22 protein-coding genes are annotated in these 26,360 nt (G+C 63.9%); 19 read left to right on the top strand and 3 right to left on the bottom strand.

The features are described 5' to 3' along the window. The first annotated feature begins 3 nt into the window (after positions 1 to 3). The 10 genes from ACJEIK_RS14570 to ACJEIK_RS14525 all read left to right on the top strand — a co-directional run bounded on the left by ACJEIK_RS14570 (position 4) and on the right by ACJEIK_RS14525 (position 17,401). Positions 4 to 1,008, top strand: a complete 1,005-nt coding sequence (locus tag ACJEIK_RS14570; protein WP_236741111.1) for an ATP-binding protein — start codon at positions 4 to 6, stop codon at positions 1,006 to 1,008. Positions 1,009 to 1,118: 110 nt separating this feature from the next. Beyond that, on the top strand, positions 1,119 to 1,808 hold the full coding sequence (locus ACJEIK_RS14565; RefSeq protein WP_074304472.1) for a hypothetical protein: 690 nt from the start codon (positions 1,119 to 1,121) through the stop codon (positions 1,806 to 1,808). 240 nt (positions 1,809 to 2,048) lie between these two features. Then, positions 2,049 to 2,237 (top strand): helix-turn-helix domain-containing protein, encoded by a 189-nt coding sequence (locus ACJEIK_RS14560; RefSeq protein ID WP_070917645.1) that lies wholly within the window; start codon positions 2,049 to 2,051, stop codon positions 2,235 to 2,237. 126 nt (positions 2,238 to 2,363) lie between these two features. After that, entirely contained in the window at positions 2,364 to 3,119 is a 756-nt protein-coding gene (locus ACJEIK_RS14555; protein ID WP_409431637.1) for a hypothetical protein, read from the top strand. After that, a complete protein-coding gene (locus tag ACJEIK_RS14550) occupies positions 3,116 to 3,673 on the top strand; it encodes a BREX protein BrxB domain-containing protein (protein WP_074304476.1) in 558 nt (185 codons plus the stop codon). Before ACJEIK_RS14555 ends, ACJEIK_RS14550 begins: the two co-directional genes overlap by 4 nt. Then, on the top strand, positions 3,670 to 7,128 hold the full coding sequence (gene brxC, locus ACJEIK_RS14545; RefSeq protein ID WP_074304478.1) for a BREX system P-loop protein BrxC: 3,459 nt from the start codon (positions 3,670 to 3,672) through the stop codon (positions 7,126 to 7,128). Before ACJEIK_RS14550 ends, brxC begins: the two co-directional genes overlap by 4 nt. 2 nt (positions 7,129 to 7,130) lie before the next feature. Continuing rightward, positions 7,131 to 10,358 (top strand): Eco57I restriction-modification methylase domain-containing protein, encoded by a 3,228-nt coding sequence (locus ACJEIK_RS14540; RefSeq protein ID WP_079596429.1) that lies wholly within the window; start codon positions 7,131 to 7,133, stop codon positions 10,356 to 10,358. Next, positions 10,355 to 12,688, top strand: a complete 2,334-nt coding sequence (gene pglZ / locus ACJEIK_RS14535) for a BREX-1 system phosphatase PglZ type B (RefSeq protein ID WP_074304480.1) — start codon at positions 10,355 to 10,357, stop codon at positions 12,686 to 12,688. Before ACJEIK_RS14540 ends, pglZ begins: the two co-directional genes overlap by 4 nt. Continuing rightward, positions 12,685 to 14,742, top strand: a complete 2,058-nt coding sequence (gene brxL / locus ACJEIK_RS14530; RefSeq protein ID WP_074362048.1) for a protease Lon-related BREX system protein BrxL — start codon at positions 12,685 to 12,687, stop codon at positions 14,740 to 14,742. Before pglZ ends, brxL begins: the two co-directional genes overlap by 4 nt. Before the next feature lie 49 nt (positions 14,743 to 14,791). After that, complete coding sequence (locus ACJEIK_RS14525; protein ID WP_074362049.1) at positions 14,792 to 17,401, top strand: TrlF family AAA-like ATPase; 2,610 nt, start codon at positions 14,792 to 14,794, stop codon at positions 17,399 to 17,401. A 164-nt stretch (positions 17,402 to 17,565) separates the two neighbouring features. Here the strand turns inward: ACJEIK_RS14525 and ACJEIK_RS14520 are convergent, their stop codons facing one another. Next, positions 17,566 to 17,712, bottom strand: coding sequence for a hypothetical protein (locus ACJEIK_RS14520; RefSeq protein ID WP_110767311.1), 147 nt, complete (start codon positions 17,710 to 17,712; stop codon positions 17,566 to 17,568). A gap of 109 nt (positions 17,713 to 17,821) precedes the next feature. Here ACJEIK_RS14520 and ACJEIK_RS14515 point away from each other — a divergent pair, with 109 nt between their 5' ends. The 8 genes from ACJEIK_RS14515 to ACJEIK_RS14480 all read left to right on the top strand — a co-directional run bounded on the left by ACJEIK_RS14515 (position 17,822) and on the right by ACJEIK_RS14480 (position 23,957). Further along, a complete protein-coding gene (locus ACJEIK_RS14515) occupies positions 17,822 to 18,223 on the top strand; it encodes a TA system antitoxin ParD family protein (RefSeq protein WP_064859148.1) in 402 nt (133 codons plus the stop codon). Further along, the gene (locus ACJEIK_RS14510; protein ID WP_064859149.1) at positions 18,220 to 18,795 is read left to right on the top strand and encodes a zeta toxin family protein; all 576 of its coding nucleotides are present in this window, start codon (positions 18,220 to 18,222) and stop codon (positions 18,793 to 18,795) included. The genes ACJEIK_RS14515 and ACJEIK_RS14510 overlap by 4 nt, the downstream gene beginning before the upstream one ends. A gap of 512 nt (positions 18,796 to 19,307) precedes the next feature. Continuing rightward, positions 19,308 to 19,859 carry a YaeQ family protein gene (locus ACJEIK_RS14505; RefSeq protein WP_064859150.1) on the top strand — a complete coding sequence of 184 codons (552 nt, stop codon included), beginning with the start codon at positions 19,308 to 19,310 and terminating at the stop codon, positions 19,857 to 19,859. Positions 19,860 to 19,972: 113 nt separating this feature from the next. Then, on the top strand, positions 19,973 to 20,524 hold the full coding sequence (locus ACJEIK_RS14500) for a DapH/DapD/GlmU-related protein (protein ID WP_064859151.1): 552 nt from the start codon (positions 19,973 to 19,975) through the stop codon (positions 20,522 to 20,524). Positions 20,525 to 21,267: 743 nt separating this feature from the next. Then, positions 21,268 to 21,579 (top strand): NIPSNAP family protein, encoded by a 312-nt coding sequence (locus ACJEIK_RS14495; protein WP_064859152.1) that lies wholly within the window; start codon positions 21,268 to 21,270, stop codon positions 21,577 to 21,579. A gap of 35 nt (positions 21,580 to 21,614) precedes the next feature. Then, positions 21,615 to 22,193, top strand: a complete 579-nt coding sequence (locus ACJEIK_RS14490) for a TetR/AcrR family transcriptional regulator (protein ID WP_064859153.1) — start codon at positions 21,615 to 21,617, stop codon at positions 22,191 to 22,193. An 80-nt stretch (positions 22,194 to 22,273) separates the two neighbouring features. Further along, positions 22,274 to 23,065, top strand: a complete 792-nt coding sequence (locus ACJEIK_RS14485) for an SDR family NAD(P)-dependent oxidoreductase (RefSeq protein WP_061010194.1) — start codon at positions 22,274 to 22,276, stop codon at positions 23,063 to 23,065. Positions 23,066 to 23,096: 31 nt separating this feature from the next. Next, on the top strand, positions 23,097 to 23,957 hold the full coding sequence (locus ACJEIK_RS14480) for an SDR family NAD(P)-dependent oxidoreductase (protein WP_064859154.1): 861 nt from the start codon (positions 23,097 to 23,099) through the stop codon (positions 23,955 to 23,957). Between the two features lie 233 nt (positions 23,958 to 24,190). Here ACJEIK_RS14480 and ACJEIK_RS14475 read toward each other — a convergent pair whose 3' ends face one another. Together ACJEIK_RS14475 and ACJEIK_RS14470 are read right to left on the bottom strand one after the other, a co-directional pair. Then, positions 24,191 to 24,403 (bottom strand): hypothetical protein, encoded by a 213-nt coding sequence (locus ACJEIK_RS14475; RefSeq protein WP_064859155.1) that lies wholly within the window; start codon positions 24,401 to 24,403, stop codon positions 24,191 to 24,193. 1 nt (position 24,404) lies between these two features. Further along, positions 24,405 to 25,034 carry a dihydrofolate reductase family protein gene (locus ACJEIK_RS14470; RefSeq protein WP_064859156.1) on the bottom strand — a complete coding sequence of 210 codons (630 nt, stop codon included), beginning with the start codon at positions 25,032 to 25,034 and terminating at the stop codon, positions 24,405 to 24,407. 177 nt (positions 25,035 to 25,211) lie between these two features. Between ACJEIK_RS14470 and ACJEIK_RS14465 the strand changes: the two genes are divergently transcribed. Beyond that, the gene (locus ACJEIK_RS14465; protein WP_064859157.1) at positions 25,212 to 26,348 is read left to right on the top strand and encodes a YncE family protein; all 1,137 of its coding nucleotides are present in this window, start codon (positions 25,212 to 25,214) and stop codon (positions 26,346 to 26,348) included. Positions 26,349 to 26,360 lie beyond the last annotated feature (12 nt).

The following is a 26,360-nucleotide window of genomic DNA, read 5'->3' as shown; positions in this document are numbered from 1 at the left end:
ACGATGATCCACAACGCATTTGCGACACCTGGCCGCAAGACAACCTTGGAAGGGCTGCGTCAGCGGATCGATAACCGCATCATCCGGCCGGACGTCCTTAGCCGCACCGACTTCGACCGGTGCACCGAAGCTGAACAGGTTCTCTATGACGACCAGCGGCTGCAATGGTTCAGCAACGGACTGATCGTGAGGACCCCAGCGCTGCGGCGACTGACCATGACCGGATTATCACTACTGCGCGTCCATGACCCCAGCACCGTGGGTGAGCGTGGCATCGTCCTGACCGGCCCGCCACACATCGGGAAAACCACTGCATTGATCCGCCTCGCTGCCGAAGTCGAGCAGTGGGCAGGCAAACGCGCGCCCGACTTCCGGGAGACCGGACGTGCACCCGTGGCCTACATCGAAATGGAGCCGAAGGCATCCCCGAAGTCGATCGCCAGCTCGATCCTCAACTTCTACGGGATCCCGCATAACTTCAAGTCCGCCACGCAACACCAGCTCACCGATCAGGCTCTCGACGCTCTGCGTCGGCGACACACCCAGATGCTGATCATCGACGAGCTTCAGATGCTCAAACTCGACGGCAAGACCGGTGACGATGCGGTCAACTCCTTGAAGACGATCATGAACGACTCGGGGGCGATCTGCGTATTCGCCGGCGTCGACCTGCTCGAAGGACTCTCCAGCCGGCCAGCAGAGCAAATCATGGCCAGATGCCAAGTGACACAGATGCGTCCATTCCTCAGCAGCGACGACACCTCACGCGGTCACTGGGCCTCGCTGGTCAACTCACTCGGCGACGCAATGCATTTGCTCGATGCCGAACCCGCTCATCTCGCCCCCTACGCCGACATCCTGCTGACGATGACTGGAGGAAAAATCGGCGACCTTCGAAGCATTCTTGCCCTCGCGATGGCGAACGCGATCACCGACCGTGATGACACTGGCAGCGAGATCATCACGCAGGAGCACCTTGTCGGGGTCGGGCAGATCGGCGTTGCATGAATCTCGACGAGCTGCCACGCCAGTCAGTGCCCGTCCGCCCGGTTCACCTCGAGACCCCTGGGTCGTATTTCACGCGGCTATGCACAGCGAATTCAATCGACCGTCCGTGGATGGAAACGATTGTCCGACAACGACGGCGCACCGGAGGCTGCGGTGCGCGCGAACTCGGAGTCATGATTTCCGAATTGGGTGGACCCGAACCTGGAAGATTCGAATCAGCGCACGCATGGGCGCTCATCGGGCACCGGAACCTCCGCGGCCCCTGGGACAAGCAGTCCACCAGCGGCACCGCATGCCTGTCATGCACCGCCGGCACAGCGGTAGCGACCTACCCCCACATCCGATTCGCCTTTTGCCGTCGGCACGGCCAATGGTTAGGCAAACTTCAACGCGCTGCCGTCCTCGACGCCGACCTCTGGAAGGCCGAGCAGGCCCTGCGCCGCATGGTCCGATCAGGGGACGTAACCCGGGAGCTGTACGAAGGCACCTGGGACGCCGTACGCGACCATGCGTACATGATTGGTGAGAACGCCCAGCCAGAAAGACTCCGGCGAGCTCTTGACCAACCCAAATTCACCGTCGGTACCGATGACCGGATCGCTCTGTTCCCGCAGACCGTGCTGGCGCTTCGCGCCGTGACTCGACCTCAACTGATCACCTTGGCCAATCAAGGCAGCCGCAAGCGGCACGAGGTCAGAAGCGCCCTGACTGACAGTCTCGATTGGGCTGGAGACGACCGATGGTTGCTGGTCAAGAATCTGCAGGAACTGCTTCAATCACACGTCCGCAGTGTGGCTTGACTATCGCACTCCTCGGCGCCGCAACTTTCCGAGTCCCCTGGGGACCTGCTGAATCGGCGCGGATCACCGGCTCCTGGTCCGTGGACTTCATCGGCTTCTCGTCCGTTGCGGTGTAACCCACCCAGTCACACCCGGCTCGATTAGGCCACGCCCGGAAAAACCCAGTTAAAACGGCCCGACCTCCGATAAGCTCTGAGGCCGTTGACCTGCCCGGGTCACGCTGTCCGAGGGAGGATCGACGTGGCTGAGCCGTGGCTGTCCGCAGACGACATCGCCGCACACCTCGGGATCACCAAGGACACCGTGTACACCTGGATCGCTGAGAAAGCCATGCCGGCCCACAAGGTTGGGCGCCTCTGGAAGTTCCAAGCAAGCGAGATCGACGACTGGGTGCGCCGTGGCGGTGCGGCGGGGGAAGGCGTCTCATGACTGCTCAATGTCAGTGGCTCCTGCTGCAATGACACCCGGGATGGAGTGCATCGCATCGGGCAGTCGAGATGCGGAGCTGTGGACTGATGGCGCCGTGTGCGTGTGGGGAAGGAGAAATACCGAGAGATGACGAGTTCCCGTATCGCTGAGAGCGATTCAGTCCTCGGCACGCTGCGGACAACTGCGAGCCATACGATCGGCATCCCCCACCTGGTTGAGCTTCTGCGCGAGGTGCCGTCGGATGCGCCCGCCGAGCGGTACCGCGAGGCGGTCGTAGAAGGCAACGTCCTCGGCCGTCCAACTCAGGCCGGTCGGCAGCGTTCGTTCCGCCATCTCCGCGAGCTGTACTTCTTAGACCCTGGCCGCTCGGAGTTCGCGGCGCTGCGGCACTTCTGGAACATCGACCCCTCGTCGCGCTCGCTCCTTGCGGGGCTTCTGGCCTTCACCCGTGACGAGGTGCTTCGCGCTTCGTTCGCCGCGATTTCGGACCTCCCTGCGGGTTCGAGCGTGACGTCGGCAGACCTAACCGAAGCTGTTGCCGGACAGTTCGGCCACGAAATGTCGGCGTCGACGCTCGCGAAGACTGGTCGCAACACCGGGGCTTGCTGGACCCAGACCGGCCACCTCGCGGGTCGCGCCAAGAAGGTGCGGACCGAAGTGGAAGCCCGCCCGGCGGCCATCGCCTACGCGGCATACCTGGGACACCTCGCCGGCGGGCGTGGCCTCGGCGTTCTCGACAACCCTTGGTCGCAGATCCTCGAACTCGCACATGGCCACTCCTTGGAGGCGCTGCGCGCTGCGCACACCCAGGGACTCGTCGACCTCCTCGTCGCAGGCAACGTCATCGATGTATCGTTCCCCGCCGTAGGTGGTGCTGGATGAGCCCAGTCGCCGATCTTGTCGATGCGTACAAAGCCGAGTTGTCCCTAACGTGGCAGGACAACGTCTCAGGCGGTGAGCGCGTCTGGATGCTGGTCTACCCGCCTGACCTGGAACGCCGGATGCGGCACGCTCTTCCGAGCATGGAGTTGACGACAACCCAGGCGGGCCGCGACTGGCTCGTCGTTGACGTCAGCGACGACTTTGGGCGCTGGCTGTCTTCGCATCGGCATGCGGAGGCGTTCTACGAGGAGCCGAGCGATCTCACGCAGTCGATCCTCGACCAGTTCGAGACGACATTGGTCACGCGCATCCGCGATGCCCTCGAAGCGGCTCCCACGAATGCCGTCGTGGCACTGGTGGGGATCGGTTCGATCTATCCGTTCCTCCGGGCATCGAGCGTGATCAAGTCCGTCGATTCCGCTGTGACTGGCCGCCTCCTCGTGCTCTTTCCAGGGCTTCACGACCCAGAGACTCATTCATTCCGCTTGCTCGACGCGCGCGACGGGTTCAACTACCGCGCCCGCGTCATCGATCCGCAGAAGGACATCTCGTGACGATCAACAACGAACTTTTCGTGCGACCCCCGCTGAGCTTCGAAATTCCGAACGACGGTGTCACCAATGTCGACCGTCCCGAAGACTCCAATCAGTGGGATGTCCTCAAGTACGAGTTGGAGAGCTTTGTCTGCGAGGGCGAGTATGAGCACGGTCTCCAGCGCATCCTCGACTCTTACACCGGTCACCGGAACCGAACGACGCAGCCTGCTGTCTGGGTTTCGGGCTTCTACGGCAGCGGTAAATCGCACCTAGTCCGCGTTCTGCAGCACCTGTGGGCCGACACGAAGTTCCCGAACGGTGCGACTGCGCGAGGACTGGCCAACACCCCGCCAGGTATCCAAGACCAATTGACCGAGCTGACGACGCTCGGCCGCCGAGATGGCGCCGCACCGTGGGCGGCCGCAGGAGCGCTTGACCGCAGCGGCGACACCCTCAACTCGGTATTTCTCTCCATCGTCCTCGGGGCAGCTGGGCTGCCCACGCGTGTCGCGCCCGCTCAAGTGGCATTGTGGCTGGCCGACAACGGGCACCTTGACGCTGTCCGTGAGCACATCGTGGCCAATGACGGCGACATCATCGAGGAACTGGCCGAGTATCACCTCAGCAGGCAGCTCGCGAATGCCATCCTCGCGGTCGATCCGGAGTTTGCAAGCTCGGCGAAGGATGTGCGCGGCCAGCTGAGCAGTCAGTTCCCGACGAGCGCACGCTCATTCTCCACGGATGAGACGGTCGAACTACTCAAGAAGATCCTTCAATACGCCGGCGACGGACACATTCCGCCGTCGCTGATCGTCCTCGACGAGGTGCAGCAGTACATCAGCGGCGACGGCGGCCGAGCTATGGAGGTTCAAAACCTCGTCGAGTCGGTGTCTCGCGAACTCGACGGTCGGGTACTACTCGTGGCAACGGGCCAGCAAGAGTTGACGGCCGACTCGACGCTCCAGAAGATCCAGGACCGCTTCACCGTCAAGGTCGTCCTCAAGAACCAGGACGTCGACGCCGTCGTCCGCCGTGTGCTGCTCAGCAAGGAGCCCGCGAAGAAGCCCGGTCTCGACACCACGTTGGCGTCGGTCGCCGGGCAGATTTCCCGGCAGCTTATCGGCAGCAAGATCCAGCACACCGCCGCTGACGACAAGGACCTCGCCGAAGACTACCCGCTGCTCCCGGTGCGTCGTCGGTTCTGGGAAAGTGTGCTCCGCCAGGCCGACGCCGGCCGCGCCGGGCAACTGCGTTCCCAGCTCCGCATCGTGCACGAGGCGAACCGCATGGTCGCTCCCAAATCCGTCGGCACGGCGGTAGGCGCCGACTTCCTCTATACACAGAAAAACGAAGACCTGAACGGCGCAGGGCTGCTCCTCAAGGAGACGCAGACGCTGATCCACGAGCAGGGACAGAAGGACGACCTGCGGGGACGCATCCTCGGCCTCATCCACCTCATCGGTCTGCTTCCGACGTCCGGGCACGGAGACATTGGCGTGCGCGCCACGGCAGACCACATCGTCGATCTGCTAGTCGAAGACCTTGCCCACGACGGGGACCGGCTCCGGCAGAAAGTCCCCACAGTGCTCGAAGCGCTCGCCGCAGAGGGCATTCTTCAACAGGACGGCGAGGAGTTCCGTCTTCAGACCAAGGCGGGCCGCGAGTGGGACGAAGCTTTCCGCAGGCACCACGCGCAAGTGACCGACAGCGAGGTGAGCACCGAGCGCGACTCCCTGCTGCTCGCGGAGGTCAATCGGGCGCTGCCCGCGACTATCCAGCAGGGTCGCGCCAAGGAGTCGCGCAAGCTCGCCCTTCACGCCGACCCGTCGCTCCCGCCGGACTCCGAGGCGATCCCAGTGTGGCTGCGCTCCGAGTGGGACGAAGGTATCACCGCGAAGCAGTTCGACGAGGCCGCCCGAAGCCTCGGCGTCGACTCGCCGATCGTCCTTGTTCACCTCGCCCGTCTCCAGGCTCCCGCCTTCGCTGCAGCGGTCCGCAACAAGCTCGCTGCGCAACGGGTGATCGACCAGCAGGGAATTCCGCAGGACGACGAGGGCAGGCAGGCCCGGAGCGCAATGCAGACGCGCCTCAACCGGGCCACAGACCAGGTGAACGCATACGTCCGCGATGTCATCTCCAAGGCGAACGTTCTACTTGGCGGCGGGACGGCACCAAGCGGGGTCACCCTGCGCGAGGGGATCGAGGCAGGCGCGCAGGCCGCTGCGACACGGCTCTTCCCACGGTTCACCGAGGCTGACGACAACCGGTGGCCGCAAGTCATCGCCCGGGTGAAGAGCGGATCGGCGGTGGACGCCCTCAAAGCAGTCCAATATGACGGCGACCCTGAGCAGCACCGCGTCGTCAAGGAGGTACTCAATCGCATCGGCCCAGCGGGGACTGCAGCTAGTGACGTCGAAAAGGCCGTCACCTCGAAGCCCCTCGGCTGGCCGAGGGACGCACTCATGGCCGCCCTCGGGGTGCTCCTCGACACCGGGGTGATCCGAGCGACGCTCAACGGAAGCGACGCGACTACTGCCGACGTACTGAAGCAAACCCGTCTCGGCAATGTGCAGCTTCGTCGCGAAGTGACAGTTCTCAAGCCCGCTGAGAAGATTCAGGCGCGCCAGCTGCTGAGCAACCTCGGCTTTTCGACCGACAACGATGGGCTCGACTCGGCGGTCGAGCAGGCCGTCAAGTCGCTCGTCGGCCGCGCGAAGGACATAAGCGGACCCGCTCCGCGCCCGGACATCGCTGTCCCGGGCAACATCCAGGCGATCGTGAGCACCTCGGGCAACGACCGTGTGCACGCCCTTCTCGCTGCGAAGAGTGACCTGACGAGCTTCAACGAGCGGCTGCGGGACCTGGAACTGAGGCTCAAGAGCCGGACACCCTCGCTAGAGTTGGCGCGTTCGCTTGCGACGTCGGCTGCGGGCCTGGAGCCGGCGGCGGCGGCCCGTGACCGGCTCGACGCGCTGGCCGCGAGCCGCGATCTACTCGTCGACGCCGACCCCGTCGCCCCGATCGTCAAGGACCTCGCCGACACACTTCGCGATGCCATCCACGAAGCAGCAGTTGCCTTGCGCGATGCCCGCGCGACGGCTGTGGCGAGCCTCGCACAGCAGCCCGCGTGGACGGCTCTCGACGAGACGCAGCGCGAGGCTCTCCTGGCGGAACACCACCTCGGAGCCGAGCCCGAGCCCAACCTTGCCGATCCGTCGGCCGTTCTGGTGGCCGCACAGGCCCGGCCGCTCCAAGGGTGGACCGCTGAACTAGACGCAATCCCACAGCGGTCTTCTCGTGCGCTGGAGGCTGCGATCCAACTCACGACGCCTGCGGCCAAGACAACCACCGTGCGGGTGTCGACGGCGAGCCTGAACAACGTGGACGAGATCGAGCGGTACATCGATGACCTGCGCACTCGGCTTCTCGACGCTCTGAACAGCGGCAACGACACTGTCGTGGTGAAGGGCTGACCATGAGCACCGAAACGATCACTGTCCTCAACTCTGAACAGCGGCGCTTCCTTGACACCCAGACGCAACGTGCCCGCGAGGCGGCACAACGCGCAGCCGAAGATGCATTGCGCGCACTCGCGGTCAGCGAGCCGAGCCGGCCCGCATACCTAAGCGAACAGCAGAACAAGCTTCGCCTTGCACTTCGCGACAAGGCTCGCCAACTCGGCGATAACACCTCGCACGCGGGTCTGTCCTTGACGAACCTCGTTCACGACGTCGCCTATGAGCAGTGGCACCGGTTGCTGTTCGCACGCTTCCTGGAAGCAAACGGACTCCTGCGGCATCCCGAGTACCGCGACATCCCATTGTCTTTGGAGGACTGCGGCGATCTCGCATCTGACCTCGGCGAGCCCGACGCGTGGGCTGTTGCCGCTCGCTTCGCATCCGAGATCCTGCCCGGTGTGTTCCGCCTCACCGATCCTGCAGTCCAGGTGGGGTTCGCGGCCGAACACCGGAACACACTGGAGCGACTGTTGCTCGAGATTCCGGCGGAGGTGTTCACGACGGAGGATGCTCTCGGCTGGGTCTACCAGTTCTGGCAGACGGCCGAGAAAAAACGAGTCAACGACTCCGGCGTCAAGATCGGCGGTGCCGACATCTCGCCCGTGACGCAGTTGTTCACCGAGGACTACATGGTGCGCTTCCTGCTGGAGAACTCTCTCGGCGCTTGGTGGGTAGCCCGTCACCCCGAGTCACCGCTCGTTGATTCGTGGGAGTACCTCCGGCTCAATGAGGACGACGGCACACCTGCCGCCGGCTCGTTCAATGAGTGGCCCGAATGTGCAGCTGACGTGACGGTGATGGACCCCTGCTGCGGTTCTGGGCACTTCCTCGTGGCCATGTTCGGAATGCTCTGGCGCATGCGCGCCGAGGAGGAGGGTCTCACCCCGGCCGATGCGCAGGATGCGGTCCTTCGCGACAACCTCCACGGCCTCGAACTCGATCCACGATGCACCCAGATCGCAACCTTCAACGTCGCGCTTGAAGCGTGGAAACAGGGTGGGTTCCGCGAACTTCCCGCTCCGCAGATTGCTTGCTCCGGGATTCCGGTTCGTGGCAAACGTGAGGACTGGGAGGCACTCGCCGGTACCGACACGGAACTTCGCGGGCTCCTCGGCCGACTACATGGCAGATTCCGAGAAGCTGACACGCTCGGCTCGCTGATCGACCCGCGCCCTTCGGCTGAAGTTGGTGCGCTGATCGGTCGAGACATGACAACCACTGTCGGCTGGAACCGCGTCCGCGATGCGCTTGTAACGGCCCATGAAGCGGACCAGGACGCAGAAACGGTGCTTGGCCATACCGCCGAGGACGTTGTCAATGCCGCGGCTCTCCTGGGTGGCATGTACACGCTGGTGGCTACCAACCCGCCATTCCTAAATGATCAGAAGATGAGCGCACGTCTCCACGACTACTGCTCATTCCACTTTCCTGACGCTAGCGCAGAGTTGGCCGTCAGTTTCGTCGAGCGCGCTGCGAAGCTTGTTGACGCACACGGCGTGATCTCGATTGTCCTCCCCAGCACGTGGCTCACGCTTAGCCCTTATCTCGACTACCGAAAGCGAAAGCTCAAGGAGTCATCGATTCGAGTGCTGGCCAACCTCGGCCCTGGAGCTTTCTCCGGACTTACCGGCGAGGTAGTTAAGCCGGTTCTGATGATCCAGCTTCCGCACGAATTGCCGAGTATTCACGCAACAATCGACGTCGCCGATTATCCGCTAGGCGACCGTCCGAGTGCCCTTGCTCGGGATCCTCTCTTGATGCGTGAGCAAGATGTTCACCTCGGAAACCCGAATACCGCCATCGCATTCCGAAATGCACAGGGGGCGACCTATCTCTCGAACTATTGCACCTCACACCTTGGGATTGCCACGGGCGACAACAATCGCTTCGTCCGAAAATTCTGGGAATTTCCGACAATCGATAGCCGATGGGATCGCCTCACCGGAACGGTGGGCGAGAGCGTTCCGTACGGCGGCCGCGACGAGGTTCTCTTGTGGGAGTCTGGGGCCGGAAAACTCTATGAGTTCATAACGGAACGTCTTGGAGAGGGGCGGCAGGGCACATGGATCAGGGGAAAAAACGCGTGGCGGAAGGATGGAATTTGTCTTTCTCGTGCCGGGAAGTTTCCTTCAACCCTGTACACAGGATCACTGTTTCTCGATAGCCCGGCAGTCTTCATTCCGTCTTCTCCGGAATACTGTTCTGCAATCTGGCACTTCGTTCAGTCCGAGGAATATCGGCAAGCGGTACGTGCGATCAACCAGAAGGTCATAGCTACTGTCTCCACGATGGTTAAGGTGCCTTTCGACCTAGAGCGTTGGCAGGCCGTCGCAGACGCGTCCGACCCGTTACCGGCACCTGCCACGAACGATCCAACACAGTGGCTGTTTCGCGGCAACCCCGCGGATGCCTTGCACGCGCTGCAAGTGGCCATTGGACGCATCCTTGGATATCGGTGGCCATCCCAAGTAGACGACAGTCTTACCTTCTATGCAGATGTCGACGGGATAGCGTCACTGGCAGCTCTCCCCGGTGAACCGGATCTCGCTACACGGCTCCGCGAAGTCCTCGCCGTCGAGTACGGCAGCGATTGGTCGAGTGCGCGTGAGCGAAAGCTGGTGATGGATGCATGCGGAAAGAATGGCAGGCTCGAAGACTGGCTCCGAGATTCGTTCTTCGCTCAGCACGTCAAAGTCTTCGACAACCGGCCATTCCTCTGGCACATCTGGGATGGCCGCAAGGATGGGTTCTCGGCGATCGTCAACTACCACAAGCTCGACCGGCGGAATCTAGAGAAGTTGACGTTCACATCGCTCGGCGCGTGGATCGACCGGCAGAAGCATGAGACTCGAGCGGAACGGGCTGGCGCTGACGCGCGACTCGCAGCAGCTGAGGGTCTCCAGCGCAAGCTCAAGCTCATCCTCGAAGGTGCGCCGCCCCACGACGTGTACGTGCGGTGGAAGTCCATGGCCGAGCAACCGATCGGCTGGGAGCCAGACCTTGACGACGGCGTCCGAGTCAACATCCGGCCGTTCGTGACCGCCGGGGTGCTCCGGTCGAAGGTCAATGTGCATTGGAAGAAAGATCGCGGAACGAATCCCGACGGATCAGAGCGCCACAACGATCTGCACCCGACACTCGATGAGCGCCGCGCAGCCCGGAGAGCCGCGGAGTCGACCGAATGACGCTGGTACGTGCCGTGGTCGCCAAAGCGCTCCGTGATGCCGCCGCCTTCAACGCGGGGGCGATCTCTGCCCCGATGGCCGTGCTGTGGGCCGACCCCGAACGCGCGTGGGAGCCTGTGATCCGCAGCCTCCAGGAGGCGACGCCTATCCTCGTTCTCGGCGAATACGATCCTGCAAGCGCTCAAGGACCCGCACTCTGGCTTCGAGCCGTTCTCGCATCGCCTGAGTCAGCCAACCTTCCGACTCACCTAGCGGGGCACGGTGAGCGCAACCCGTGGGTGATCTACCTACCCGGTGTCAGCCGCAGTTCTGTGGCCGAAGCATCTGCCCTCGACGACACGCTTGCACCGCTCGCGGAGATCTCAATCCGCTCCAACTGGTGGCCGTCTGCGCTCGGTCAGGCACCGTGGACGCCGCACTCGTTCCTCGCGTCAAGACAGGGTGCAGGGCTAGATCTCGCTGGCGACGCCGCGACGAGAACAGCATTCGCGCAGGTGCTGGACAAGTTTCTTTTCGAGGACATCGATGACCTCAAGCGCATGGGGCGCCTGGACTCGTCGCGCCTGCACCACCTCGTGCTCGATGACGCGGTACGCACCCTGCTCGAATGGATGAACGACCCGGACGCGGTTCGGGCCTCGCTCGAAGGCGCGCGATGGCAGGCACTCAACGCTTCCTGCAGATCCGTCTACGGGTTCAGCCCCGAGAAGGACGGCTCGCTCACCGCGGCCAGCAAGCTTGGCAGTAGGGCCGGCGAGTGGAGTGCCGTCTGGCAGCGGTTCACGGAGAATCCCGCCCGCTATCCGAACATCCCCGAACTACTCGATCAAGCGCGCCCCTCGGTCGTGCCGCTCTTCGGAGACCCTGACGCCCATCCCGATTCGTGGCCGTCATGGAATCGCGACCAGGAGGAGGCGTTGCGGATCGCGTTAGGTGGGCTGACGGCTGACCCCGACCCGAAGCGCCGGATCGTCGAACTCGTTGCCGCACACTCGGAGCGGGAGGACAACGTCTGGGCCGCCCTCGGGCAGGCACCGCTGGCGGGCGCTGTCGGGCACCTCGCCGAACTAGCGGGTCGTGTTGTGGCCGCATCAACAGCGACAGATCTCACGGCTCAGGTCGCCTGGTATGGCGATGAAGGCCACACGATCGACGACCTCGCTCTACGAGCCATTGCGGCGGCCAAGACAGCCCAGGACCGGGCCGCAGTCTCGACCGCGCTCAGTGCGCTCTACGACCCATGGGTCGATGAGTCCGCGCGGGCCTTCCAGATCGCGGCGACGACCAATTATCCCCGGCAGATCGGCCTCGACATCGACACGGGAACTGCCGTCGTCTACGTCGACGCGCTGCGCTTCGACCTGGCCTCTCGAGTGACTCGGCGGCTGTCACCGCTCGTTGTCTCTGTCGAAACGCGGTTGGCCGCGTTCCCCAGCGTGACACCAACTGGGCAGCCAGCGGTCGCCCCTATCGCGATCGCCGTGGGCGGTGGCACAGCATTCGATGCGGCTGACGACCAAGGTCGATCCCTCAAGGGCGCGGTCCTGCGTTCGGCACTGGTGAGCGCAGATGTTCAGTTCCTCGAATGGGACGCCGCCAAGGTCGGGGATCCGACCGGAAAAGCATGGACGCAGACGAATTCGATTGACTCGCTTGGGCATTCCCACGGACATGCGCTTGCAGACCTCGTCGACCAGCAGTTGAACCTCGTCGCCGAGCGCGTTCGCGGGTTGCTCGACGCGGGGTGGCAAACGGTCGTCATTGTCACTGACCACGGGTTCCTCTTGCCTGGCAAGCCAGCACAGAAGGTCGCTCTCCCCCTACAAGTCACGGAAGGTGATGCGGCGCGCAAGCCGCGTGTGGCTCGGTTAAAGGCGGCGGCGGCGCGCCCGGACTTCCCGATTGTGCCCTGGACATGGGACTCGTCCGTCGACATGGTAAGTGCACCAGGAACTTCGGCGTTCGAGGCGGGTTGCCTCTACGAGCACGGCGGATTGAGCCTGCAGGAGTGTGTGATTCCCGTCGTCACGGTGACGCGCGGCGATACGGCCGTTGCGCCCGTCCAGGTTGATGCCATCCGGTGGACTGGACAGCGCTGCCGCGTCGACTACGTCCCCGCCGAGGCCGATATCGTCGCCGAAATCCGACTCCGCCCAGCCGACGCGTCGAGCACCGTTGGTGGTCCGAAATCGCCCACAGAACCGGGCGAGATCAAAGTTCTCGTCGATGAAGAACAGGCTCCTGGTGGGGCAGTCGCCTGGGTCGTACTTCTTGACCAGAGCGGTGGGGTTCTGGCCCAAGCACAAACTACGGTGGGAGGCGCGGAATGACTGAGGCGATCACGCTCGACGAGATCGACGAGACAGCGGCCTCGGTGTTCGAGGGCTACGTCGTTCGCAAGGATCTAGCGCAACAGTTCAAGGGGGCGTATCCCGTCCCGACGTACGTGGGCGAGTTCCTCATTGGGCGGTACTGCGCCACGACCGACCCCGAGGAAATCGAAGAGGGCCTCCAGGTTGTACGCCGTCTGCTCGCCGACCGCACCGTCCGGGCCGGCGAGGAGGAGCTGTTCAAGTCACGCGCTCGCGAGCGCATGACTGTCAAGCTCATCGACCTAGTCAAGGCCCGACTCGACGCGAAGTCGAATGCCTACCTCGCCGAGCTGCCGAGCCTCGCTCTGCGCGATGTGAGGATCGACGACGCCGTCGTCAGGGACAACGAACGCATGCTCACTGGCGGCTTCTACGCCGAAGTCGACCTCTCCTACGACGCCGCGATCGCTGAGGAGAACAACGGCAAACCCTTCGCCATCGGGTCGCTGCGCCCCATCCAGCTCTCAACTCGCGACTCGCTGTCACGACTGGCTGAAGGCCGGTCGCGGTTCACGACCCAGCAGTGGAAACACCTTCTGCTCCGGTCCGTGGGCTTCGAGCCTGCGCAGCTGAGCGAACGCGAGCAGAACGTGCTTTTGCTGCGAATGGTCCCGTTTGTGCAGCGAAACTTCAACATGGTCGAACTGGGGCCGCGAGGTACGGGCAAGTCGCACCTATTCCAGCAGGTGTCGCCGTACGCACACCTGATCTCGGGCGGTAAAGCGACCGTCGCCCGGATGTTTGTGAACAACGCAACTGGGCAGCGCGGCCTCGTCGCGCAGTACGACGTGGTCTGCTTCGACGAAGTATCCGGCGTCTCCTTCGACCAGAAGGACGGCGTCAATATCATGAAGGGCTACATGGAGTCCGGCGAGTTCTCCCGTGGTCGTGAGTCCATCCGTGCTGACGGCTCGATCGTGTTGGTCGGCAACTTCGACGTCGATGTTGCTCATCAGCAGCGCATCGGCCACTTGCTCTCACCCCTGCCGCCGGAGATGCGCGACGACACCGCGTTCATGGACCGCATCCACGCTTACCTGCCCGGTTGGGATGTCCCGAAGCTCAACCCGACGTACTTCACCCATCACTTCGGGCTTGTGAGCGACTTTCTCTCCGAGTGCTGGTCGCGCCTGCGCGACCAGTCACGGCTCGCGTCCATTCAGGGCCGCGTGAACTACTCGGACGCGCTGTCCGGTCGTGACCTCTCGGCCGTCAACAAGACCGTCGACGGGTTGCTCAAACTGCTCTACCCCGATGCTGAGGCCGCCATCTGCGACGAGGACCTCGAATGGGCCGTTCGCATTGCCTTGGAATGCCGCCGTCGAGTCAAGGAGCAGCAGCGGCGTATCGGTGCCGCCGAGTTCCGGAACACGCAGTTCGGCTACCGCCTTGGTGAGGGAGTCGAGCAGTTCGTCTCGACGCCCGAGCTGGCGAGCCCAGACTCGATTGGGCTCGATCCGCTACCGCCCGGACAAGTGTGGGCGATTTCCGAGAGCGACGGCGACGTCGGCCCAGGGCTTTACCGGATCGAGGCGGCGGACACGCCCGGCTCAGGCGCACGTGGTCTGCTCAACCAAGCCGCGCCCGCGACTCTCCGCGAGAGCTTCAAGGTCGCCGAACAGAACCTCATCGCCCAGGCGAGACAACTCGTGGGTGACCGCGACCCACGCGAGCACAATCTCACTGCTCAGATCCGAGCCCTCGACGCTGCCAAGACCGGCGCCGGCCTCGGGCTCCCGATTTTGCTGGCTCTCACCTCCGCAATGCTCCAGCGGTCGGTCCGCGGCGGCCTGATCGCCGTCGGTAACCTGTCGCTGGGCGGCGGCGTCGAGACCGTTCACAATGCCGCGCAACTTGCCGAGCACGCGATGGAGAAGGGGGCCACAGCCCTCTTGCTCCCGGTGTCTGCCCGCCGCCAACTCCTCGACGTCAGTGACGAGGTCGCGACGAGGGTTTCATTCATCTTCTACAGCGACGCGCAAGATGCCCTCGTGAAGGCGCTCGACGAATGAGCCAGCAGGTGGTCTGGGCATTCCTGCGTCCGACTGAGCGGGCGATCTGATGCCCGGAGCTCATTGGGTTCGCGCCGCTCTGCAGGTCAACCCCTACGCGTACCAGGGGCGAAACTCGCCCTCAACCAGGTTCGCCTCGGAGGCTGACTACAACAAGGCGCTTCTCGATAAATGTGACGAGCTTGGCATCGAACTCATCGCGATTACCGATCACTGGGCGGTCGACACGGCCCGTGGACTCATTCAAGACGCGACGGCTCGCGGAGTCGTTGCCTTGCCTGGGTTCGAGGCAAATACGGCTGAAGGCTTCCATCTGCTCGTCATCTTCGAGTCCGGAACCGCTGCTGCCGATGTGAACGCGGCCATCGGTGCGTGCGGTGTCACCCCAGGGTGCAACAACGGCACCGTCGGGCAGCCTTTCGAGGACATCTTGGAGAAGATGTCGGATCGCGGTGCGCTGGTCATTCCTGCGCACGCCAACGTGGCGAACAGCGGAATGCTTACGGGCCGGCAGGGCAATCCACTCGCAAAGCTGATCAACCATCCACAGCTCCATGCCTTGGGGATCACACCCAGCGTGGCTGCTGCGCAGGAGCAGGAAGCCATCATCGAACGCCGCAAGCCGTTCGACCGCCGGCACCCACTCGCAGTCATTCACGCCGACGACATCTCCCACCCAGATGCTCTGGAGACAGAGGGTGGCTCCACCTGGTTCAAAGTGAGCACCCTGACCGTCGAGAGCCTCAAGATCGCGGTCCGTACCCCCGAAACCCGGATCGCTCTCGCTGACCCCAAAGGAGAGACTCGCCCTCTCTTGAAGGAAATATCGTGGGTCGGCGGCTTCCTGGACGGCGTCACGATCCCGCTCTCGCCGGATCTGACCGCGTTGATCGGTGGGCGAGGAACGGGGAAGTCCACCGCCATCGAGAGCCTTCGCTACGTTCTCGGGCTGACGCCGATTGGCGCCTCAGCCAAGGCAGACCACGACGCGATCGTCAGCGGTGTGCTTCGGGCAGGGACCGTCGTGAAACTCGCTGTGGAGGCGACCTCGCCGATGATCCAGGCATTCACGATCGAGCGGTCTGTCCACAACACTCCGGTCGTCAAGGACTCCAGTGGTACGGTCACCAGCCTTCAACCGGCTGACGTGATCGGCGACGTCGAGATCTTCGGACAACATGAGCTGGCGGAATTGACAAGCGACAGCGCGAACGTCGCCAGTATGCTCCACCGTTTTCAAGGCAACGGAGACCTGACTGCCGAGCACAACGCGACGCTGGCAACGTTGAAGGAAAGCCGCGAGAAGCTCGCGCGCGCGGAGAAGGACAAGGCCGAACTCGAGGAAGAACTCGCCGACATCCCGCGCTTGGAAGAGCAAGTGCGCCAGTTTCAGGAGACCGACGTGCCTACTCGGTTGAGTGAGGTCACGCGGATGAACCAAGACGAGGCGGTGTTCTCCGAAGGACACTCGCGCGTTGCCGACGCAAAGTCGACCCTCACGGGGCTGACGGACACACAGCTGATGGCGAAGCTCGGCGCGTCCTACGACGGGCTTGAAGAATCGCCACAAGCGGAAACTCTCCGACTCGTTCGATCTGCGACGAACACGTTGGCGGAGATACTAAAGGCCCTCGCGACTCAGGCCGAAGCAGCCATCGCAGCTGCCGACGTTGCGATCGCCTCGGCCGAAATCGCTTGGACGAATGCTGTCCGCGAGCAGCGCGACGATCACGCAGAGGTGCTGCGGAAGCTCGTTCAAGACGGGCTTGAGCCCGACAAGTACCTGACGACGACGAAGGCGCTTGAAGACCTCAAGGCCAAGGAGCCTCGGCGGGCCAGCATCGACGCCAACATCAAGGAACTGGTCGCTTCCCGCAAGACACTTCTCCAGGAACTCGCTGAGCACGAGAACAAGCGGGTGGAAGCCCTGCACGATGCGATCCGAACTGCGAACGCAGCAACAGGTGGCGTCGTCATCGTGAAGCCAATCGCGGCCCAGGACCGTCGCCACATCAAGTCGCTGATCGAAGACGCGGTCAGCGGGCAACGGACGCAGATCATGGCAGCCGTTGACGCTGAAGGCTTTTCGACCCGTGCGTTCGTTGAGGCTGCCCGCAAGGGTGAGGCTGAACTCACAGCCAAGTTCTCGATCCGTGGTGCGCAGGCCCGCGGAGTGGTCGATGCCGGGGAAGCTCTCTTCCGCCAGATCGAGGAGCTGTCGGTCGGGAATGCGGTGGAAGTGCAGCTCGACATCGGGGCGGGAACGGGCACACGGGAATTCAAGAAGATGGACGACCTATCCAAGGGGCAGCGGGCCACCGCCCTCCTGCTGCTCCTGCTCGGAGCATCACGTGCACCACTCGTCATTGATCAACCCGAGGACGATCTCGATAACAGGTTCGTGTACGACGGGATCGTCAAGAACCTCCGCGAACTTAAGGGCAAGCGCCAGATCATCGCGAGCACACACAACGCGAATGTTCCGGTCCTCGGCGATGCGGAACTCATCGTCGCTTTGGAGGGCAGCGGTCAGAACGGCAAGCCAGTGGAAGGCGGCATTGGATCGCTCGACGACGCCACCATCCGTGCGCTCGCGGAATCGATCCTCGAGGGTGGACCGGCGGCATTCAACGCCAGGCAGCACCTGTACGGGTTCTGACAGGCAGCCCAAAAGGCAGACCCGATGAACAAAGTCTCAAATCATCTGTCCCTGTTCACGATCCGTGAGTATTTGATCTTCGAGGTGGCGAGTCTCAAGATGTTGTCAATAGTCTCAGATTCGTTGTCACCCAACACCCCTACGTATGTGTTCGGTTCACGCTGCTAGTCGTCTTCATCGTCGTGACGGTGTGCGGCCTCGATCACTACGGGCGGGGCCGGCTGCTGTAACCAGGTTCGAATCCGCAACAACCCGCCGGCGATAGTCCCAACGGCAAGCACTGCAACGACGATCCAGAACGCAGTGGACATGGAGCAATTGTCCGCCTCTGGCCCTTCTATCGGGCGGTGCCCTGGAAAGATGACGCGTACAGTAGCAATCTGCTACGTTGGTAGCAACATGCTACACGGGAGGTAGGTCATGTCCGACGTCGCCGATCGGGTCACCCGGGTGTCCGCTGACCTGTTCGAGGCCGCGGCCGCCGAGGGTGCCCGGCAGAGTCGCTCCGCCAAGCAGCAACTCGACCATTGGGCGCGGGTGGGCCGTGCTGTATCGACCCAGCACACCGCTTCACGACGCAGGGTGGAGGCTGCCCTCGCCGGTCAGATCGACATCGCCGTTCTTAACACCGAAGAAGGCGTGGTGTTCAATGCCGAGGTTTCCGCGGCGATCGAGGAGAGTCTGGCCCGCACCGATTACGGTGCCGTGCTCGCCTCGCGTGGGATCACCACGGTGGCATTGGATGAGGACGGCCAGATCGTCGAGCATCGCCCGGACGGCACCGAGTCCGTGGTTGGTGCGGTGCACTCGCTGCGTCGGTGAAACGCCTGGACCTCGTCGTCGGCTCGAACGGTGCCGGAAAATCGACGTTCGTCGAACTCACGCTGGCTCCGCTGCTACCGAGCAGCGTGCTCGTCAACGCGGATGAGATCGCCAAACAGCGCTGGCCTACCGACGCTTTGGGCCACGCCTACGAGGCCGCGCGGATCGCCGCGGCGACGCGGGAAGCGTTGATCGAGCAGGGGCGTTCATTCATCGCCGAGACTGTGTTCTCGCACCCCTCCAAGCTGGAGCTGATCGATGCGGCCCGTCATGCGGGGTATGTCGTGGTGTTGCACATTGTGCTGATTCCGGAGAACTTGGCCGTTCACCGCGTCCGCTACCGGGTCGCCGCCGGTGGCCACGATGTGCCCGAGGAGAAGATCCGGGAACGGTATCGCCGGCTGTGGACATTGGTGGCTGCAGCGATCGTTCGCGTCGACAGCACAGCGGTTTACGACAATTCCGCGGCCAGTGGACCGCAGATCGTGGCGCAGATGAGTGGCGGACTGAGCGTCGACACGCCCCGATGGCCGTCGTGGACGCCGGAACAGCTGCGTAGTCGCTGGCCGTAGCTCGGCGCAGCTCGGGCCGTCGCCACCACGTTTGTTGTCGGGCGGCCACGGGTAGCCACTACAGGAGAAAGCCGCAGAGCCCTGACCGCTCCAGAAGCGGCATGAATATCTTGGTTCGGCTCTTTGCGGCAACGAATGTGCAGCCACCACAGGAGAACTCATGTTGTCGAACATCTCGATTACGTCGACGCTCGTCGCCGCTGGCGCGGCAGCCGCGGTAGTACTCGCGCCGGCCGCTTACGCAGACGGCGGCTCCGCCCCGTGTGCGGATGAAGGCAGTGCCACCGTCTGCCAGGCGCCGGGAAACGCCAATGTCATCGCGACCCCACCCGAGCAGAGCAGTAGCGGCGCTGCCGGGGGCGGCGGCGGAAATGGCCAGAACGGCCCGTACGGGCCGAATGGCTCACAACCGCCAGTCGGCTAGGGCGGAGTCGCCACTTCTCCCCTGTGGCGATTCGAATTGACCGGCGGCCCGATTGCAGGGCAGGTGCCGGCCGGGTGGACACTATGACGTGGCCCTTTCTGCAACAGTATTCAAAGTTGAACTCGGCGTCTCCGATGTCGATCACGGTTACTACGCCGACCACGCGTTGACCGTGGCCCGCCATCCCAGTGAGACCGATGAGCGGATGGTCGTGCGGTTGTTGGCTTTTGGGCTTCGTGCACACCGACTCAGCGACGTCGACGGCGAGTTGGCGTTCGGGCCGGGCCTGTCCACCCCTGGCGTACCGGACGTGCGGCTCGCCGACTACACCGGCCGGATCCTGGAATGGATCAACGTCGGCCAGCCCGACGAACGCGTCTTGGGTAAGGCGGCCAGCCAGGCCGACCAGGTGCTGCTCTACCCGTTCGCCGCCGGCGTGGCCACCTGGTGGCGAACCGTCGGTCCCAAAGTGGCGGGGCTGGCGAACCTGTCGGTGCTGCAGATACCGCACGAGTCGGTGCAGCAACTGGCCCAAAGCGTCGATCGACGGGTCTCGGCACAGGTGATGGTGATCGAAGGTCAGGTGACGATGACCGTTGGCGGAGTCGACGTGACCTTCACCCCCGAGCCATTGGAGTGAAGGATTTCGGTTGCCGTGCAACGCTTTCCGCCCGCCGGCGAAGTCAGTTGCCAAGTTCGGCAACAAGGCGCGTCGCTCGCCGAGATGCCTGCGGTCGGTGCCAGGATCGAGATATGAAGAAGAACACCGCGCGGCTGATCCCCAGAGGTACCGACGAATCGCGCCGTGTGGTGGAACGGGTCCAGCTTGTCATGGACCTGACGTCGCAACTGAATGTGCTGCGGCACTCGGATGTGGATGGCCGCAACGCATTGCTGAAGGAAATCCTGGGGCGGTCGCTGCCGGAAACCACGACGATCTACCCGCCGTTTTATTGCGACTACGGCCTCAACTTGCGTCTTGGTGGCCGGGTTTTCGTCAACCAGAACTGCTCGTTTTTTGACCTCGGCGGCATCACAATCGGAGACCGCACATTGATCGGGCCGGGCGTCACCCTCTGCACTGCCGGCCATCCCGTCGAACCGGCGGCCCGATTCGACGGCATCACGGTCTCCCCGATCCACGTTGGCACAAATGTGTGGATCGGGGCCAACGCGACCATTGCTCCTGGAGTCACGATCGGCTCGGGATCGGTCGTTGCCGCGGGCGCGGTGGTGGCATCGGATGTCCCGCCGAACTCACTCGTCAGCAGCGCTGGTCACATACAGCGACGCGCTCTCGCGTAAGTCCCGGTACGGGAGCGCTGCTCGCGTACCGGGACTGCGCTGACATCCGCCTCGGATCAAGGAACCGAGACGCACCCCACGCCGGGCACACAGCCTCCACCGCCGCCGGGACCGCCGCCGCCGGACGGCCCCCCAGGAATGCTGCCGCCTCCGCCACCAGGACCGCCAGCACCCGTCGGGCCGCCCGGAATTGAGCCACCGCCGCCGCCCGGGCCGCCGCCACCCGTGGGTCCACCGGGCACGCTGCCGCCCCCGCCACCGGGTCCCCCGCTGCCGGTCGGGCCGCCCGGGATCGAACCGCCGCCACCTTCAGGGCCACCACCACCCGTGGCTCCGCCTGGGGCGGTGCCGGTGCCGGGTGAAGTCGTAGGTGACATGGTCGTCGGCGTCGTCGTCACCGTGGTGGTAGTCGTCGAGTTGGTCGTTGTCGTTTTGCTGCCTTCGTCGGTGTCGCATCCCGTGGCGAGAGGAAGTACCGCGACGCCGGCGATCAGGCCGATCCAGGCTGAGTGCCTACGCCACGATGCTCGCGATTGCGGGCGGATGCTCGTGTCAGCTGTCAATCTCATGGTGATGTTTGCCTCCCTCTCGGCTGTCGTTGCGTTATTCCCCGAGATCGAGACTTCCAATCCTCGACGCCGAAAGAAGCGCATCGCGTCGTTTGGATCGCGGAGCCCCCGCGTCCGGCGCACCCCGTCGGCGAGAACGACATCCAGCCGAATCGACGACTGTAGACTTGCCGCGTGGAGTTGCGAACCTACACATTGACTGACGCCGCCGCGCTGGAGAGTTACGTCTCGGACTTCTGGCCTCGCCACATTCGCACGCTGCGCAAGTACGGCATCACTGTGCGCGGCGTCTGGACGGACCCCGAGTCGAGCGAGCCTCGCGTCATCGCACTCGTCGATTATGCGGGCGGCGATCCCCGCCGCCTCGCCGAGAGTTACCGCGCAAGCGATGACTTCGTCGAGGACCACCGGCATTTCGATACGTCGCTCATCGTCGCGACGCACACGCAAACGCTGCAGCCGATCGCGAGTTCCCCGCTTCAATAACGATGCTTGGTGCATCGCCGGGAGGAGATACCCACATGGCCACATCCACTTCGCCTACGCGCAATGCGGCCGCTACCCGTGAGGCGATCCTGCGGTCGGCGATCCAGAATTTCGCCCGCGCCGGATACGACGGCGTGGGCGTCCGCCAGATCGCGCACGACGCCGGCGTGACCGCCATGCTGGTCAACAGGTACTTCGGCTCGAAGGAAGGGCTGTTCGCCGAGGCGGTCGAAACGTCCTTTGCCACACCCACTTTCATCGGAGAGCGATCTGACGATCTGGTCGCTGACACTGTCCGGGCCCTGGTGGCGAGGACCGGATCCGGCGACGATGCGCCACCGCCGTTCATGATCATGCTGAGGTCCGCCTCGAGCCCGGTCGCCACGACGATCGTGCGCGACGCCATCGAACGCCACGTTGGCGCCCGGCTGGCTCGGCAACTCGACTCGCCCGATCAGAATCTGCGCGGCGAGATCCTGCTCGCGTTGATCAGCGGAATGCTCATGATGCGCGGCGTGGTCGGGACGAGCGCGCTTCGCAAAAGCAAGCCCGCGGACATCGAAAGGGTGCTTGAGCCGGCCATCGCCGCGCTCATCGGCGGTTCGCGAGTCTGAGCTTCGAAGCAGGAATGAACCCGCCTAAGTCTACGTTCGTATACATCGAAGGTATACAGATGTAGACAAGGAGGACCCGGGTGGAGCTCGGATTGAGGCACAAGCGCGCATTGGTCACCGGTTCGAGTGCGGGTCTCGGTCGCGCGATCGCTGAGATGCTGGCTGCAGAGGGCGCGTCCGTGGTGGTACACGGACGTGACGCCGACCGGACGCAAGCGGTCGTTTCCGCGATCGGCGCCAACGGCGGTGAAGCGGTCGCCGTACTCGGCGACCTCTCGACCGACGAAGGCGCCGCAGCCGTCGCGCATGCCGCGGGCGAGATCGACATCCTGGTCAACAATGCCGGCGACTACGACGGTTCGTCCTGGGCGGAACTCACCACCCACGAGTGGGCGAGAATCCACCAGACCAACGTCGTGTCCGTCGTGCGGATGATCGACCATCTTGTCCCGGGCATGCGCCGACGGGGCTGGGGCCGGGTCATCCAGATCGGCGGTGGTCTCGCCGTTCAACCGGTCGCCCAGCAGCCGCACTACAGCGCCACGTTGGCTGCGCGACACAACTTGACCGTCTCGCTCGCCCGCGAGTTGTCCGGAACCGGCGTCACCGCCAACATCGTCGCGCCCGGAGCCATCCTCACCGACAGCACACGGGCCATGGTGCTGCAGGCCGGCGCCGTGCACGGCTGGGGAACCTCCTGGGAAGACATTGAAAAAGCCGCGGCCACAACATGGTTCCCCAACGACATCGGCCGACTCGGCCGTCCTGAGGAGATCGCCGCCGCGGTCTGCTTCCTCGCCAGCTCCCATGCCGCGTACATCAGCGGTGCCGATCTCCGCGTCGACGGCGGCACCATCCGCAACGTCAACTGAAACCACCAGTCAACAAAGAAAGGTCACTGTCATGTCGCATGTCTTCCTCATCTCCGGAGCTTCCCGCGGTCTCGGGCGCGCCATCGCCGAAGCGGCGCTGGCAGCCGGGCATCACGTCGTCGCGGGTGTTCGCTCGGTATCAGCGCTCGACGATCTCGCTGCCCGTGAACCTGAGCGTCTGGCCGTTGTCCCGCTCGACGTCACCGACGACGAGCAGGTCCGCAGTGCCATCGACACCGCAATCCAACGCTGGGGTCGCCTCGACGTTTTGGTCAACAACGCCGGGTACGCCAACATGGCTGCCGTCGAAGACGTTGACGTCGACGACTTCCGCGCCCAGGTCGAGACGAACTTCTTCGGCGTCGTACGGCTCACCCAGGCCGTGCTTCCGATCATGCGGAGGCAGCGTGCGGGCCATATCGTCCAAATATCCTCCGTCGGTGGACGTTTGGCGCGGCCGGGCCTGGCTGCCTATCAGTCCTCCAAGTGGGCCGTCACCGGCTACTCCGGGGTCCTCGCACAGGAGGTCGCTCCGCTCGGCATCAAGGTGACGGTGCTGGAGCCCGGTGGCATGCGTACCGATTGGTCGGGCTCGTCGATGCGCATCGCCCCGGTACGCGACGAGTACAGGGACACAGTGGGAGCCGCGGCGCAGCTGAGCCAATCCGCCAACCTCGGCGCCAGCGATCCGGTAAAGGTCGCGGCGCTGTTGCTCGACATCGTCGAGATGGACACTCCGCCGGCTCGCTTGCTGGTCGGCCCAGATGCCTACCGGTACGCCACCGCGGCCGGGCGCGACCTGCTCGTTTCTGACGAACGGTACGCGGATCTGAGCAACTCGACCGCGGCCGACGACGCCACCGCCGATCAGCTCAATCCGCTTGGTGCGTAACGCATCAGGTCGGTGCCAGAATGAGTCAGAAGCCGCTGCGTACAGGTGCTGGGTGATCGGTGGGAGTGCTCGCCGGCTCCTCCTTCGATGGTGTCTGGCGAGGTCGGCCGGCCATGGCGGTTTGAGGACGACCTTGGTCCGCCCGTCGTCGCGGTGGTGATTGCAAACACGCTTGAACTCCGACCGGCTACCCCCGGCCCGCCACAGGTAAACACTCACCGCGTCTGCGGCGCTCACTCCCGACCTACGTCTTTTACGAACCGCCCTCCCGCGGTGTTGCTCACCCTGTCCCCGACGGATAGCTCCTTCCACGTCGCACGGTCGACGCGCACCGTGATCGTCTGCCCGTCGTCGCGCCGAATGCGCAGGCGCCGGTAGAGATTCGCCCCGTCGAGAAGCGCCCGGGATTTCTTGACGACGGTGCCTTCCCACTCCGATGTCGACATCTCAGCTTCCTTCAGGTGATCGGGTGACGTGGTAGCGCAGATGAGCCACGCCGGGGGCCTGCAGCACCCGCACGAGCTCCATCTTCGGTAGGCCGGGCCGGAATCCGTCGAACAAGCGCTCCCCCGAACCGAGGATGACCGCCGACACTTGCAGGTCGATCTCGTCCACCAAGCCCGCCTTGATCGCCTGGCGTGCGCACGATGCGCCGCCGGCGATCGAGATGTCCTTCCCGCCGGCAGCCGCCTGCGCCTGTGCGTACGCGGATTCGATGCCGTCGGTGACGAAATGGAATGTCTTACCGCCCTTCATCTCGATCGGGTCGTGGGCGTGGTGCGTGAGCACGAAGACCGGGCAGTGATACGGCGGAGTGTCACCCCACCAGCCCTGCCAGTCCGAGCCGTCCCATTCCCCACGAATCGGTCCGAACATGTTGCGCCCCATGATGGTTGCGCCCATGCCGTCCAGCATCTCGGACATCACCTGCCGGTTGAGGGGGTGATCTCTGGTGGCACCGATATGCCAATCATGGAGGTCGAGCCCGCCCACCCCTATCGGATTCTCTTCGCTCTGATGGGGCCCGGCGACATACCAGTCGGCCGAGATCGACATCGAGAGATTCGTTCGTGCCACGTCAAGTTCCGTTCCGTCGGTCGGTTCATGCGATTGCCCTTGTCTACATTGAGACCGCTGCGGCGCCGACAACTCATCGTCGTCGGCAGTATTGCCATTCGGGTGTCGAGCGCATCTCCCTGTTGTAGCTTGGCTGGCGCTGGGTCAGGTCAATTCGATTCGACCGGAAGGCAAGCCATGACGCTCGAAGTCATCAAGACCATCCCTGTCGGCGGCTCCCCGAGTCGGGTAGCACTCACTCCCGATGGTGGCCGCGCTTACGTCCTCAACGGCGGCGGCGACTCCGTCTCGGTCATCAGCACCGTGACCAATACGGTCACCACCACCATTCCCGTCGGGGACCTCCCCGACTCGGTGGCGATCTCCCCCGACGGCACACGTGCCTACGTCACGATCGAGAACGCCGGCACGGTCTCGGTGATCAGTACCGCCACCAACACCATCACAGCGAACATTCCCGTCGGTGACTTCGCGGGCGGAATCGCGCTCACTCCCAACGGCGCTCGTGCCTATGTCGCCGCGGCCCATAGTCCGGCGACGTCCGGAGACGTCGTGGTGATCGACACGGCTACCAACACGGTCACGGCGACGATCCCCGTCGACGGACATCCCCACAGCGTCGCGGTCAGCCCGAACGGTGCGCGCGCGTACGTCACGAACTGGGACCTGGACGGTTCCGTGTGGGTGATCAACACCGCCACCAATACGGTGATCAAGACCGTCGAGGTGGGTGATTTGCCCAGCGGTGTTGCCGTCAGCCCCAACAGTTCCCGCGTCTACGTCACCAACGCGGCTCCCATCGGAACGGTTTCGGTGATCAATTCGACGACCAATACCGTCACCGAGACCATCCCTGTGGGGAACTCACCGATCGGCGTTGCGGTCAGCCCCAACGGCGCCCGGGTTTACATCACCAACCGTGGCTACCCCGGCCCCGGCTCATTGCAGGTGATCAACGCCGCCACCAACGATGTCACCGAAACGCTCGAGGTCGGCGAAGATGCGTGGGCTCTCGCGGTCAGTTCCGACGAAGAGCGAATCTATGTCACCAATCTCGGCGACGACTCGGTGTCCGTGATCGGCGACCACGTTCGCCACTTCCCCGACGTGCCCGACCTCGTCGGCGACATCCTCGGCGGCGTCGCCGGCGATGGTGGCGGATGGCTGATCATCGGCAACCACTTCTACAAGATCCCGCCGCGCCCTCTCGCGGTGGTGCGAATCGCGCGCGCGATAGCGCCCTACCTCGGCAAGCCGATCGAGAACCGGGATCTGGCCAAACAACTGCGCAACACTCTCAATCGACGCCGATAGCGACGGGGGTTC

It is taken from the genome of Mycobacterium sp. SMC-16 (genome assembly GCF_046250085.1).
Taxonomy (GTDB): Bacteria; Actinomycetota; Actinomycetes; order Mycobacteriales; family Mycobacteriaceae; genus Mycobacterium; species Mycobacterium phocaicum.
This window is presented reverse-complemented; position numbering and strand designations above follow the sequence as displayed.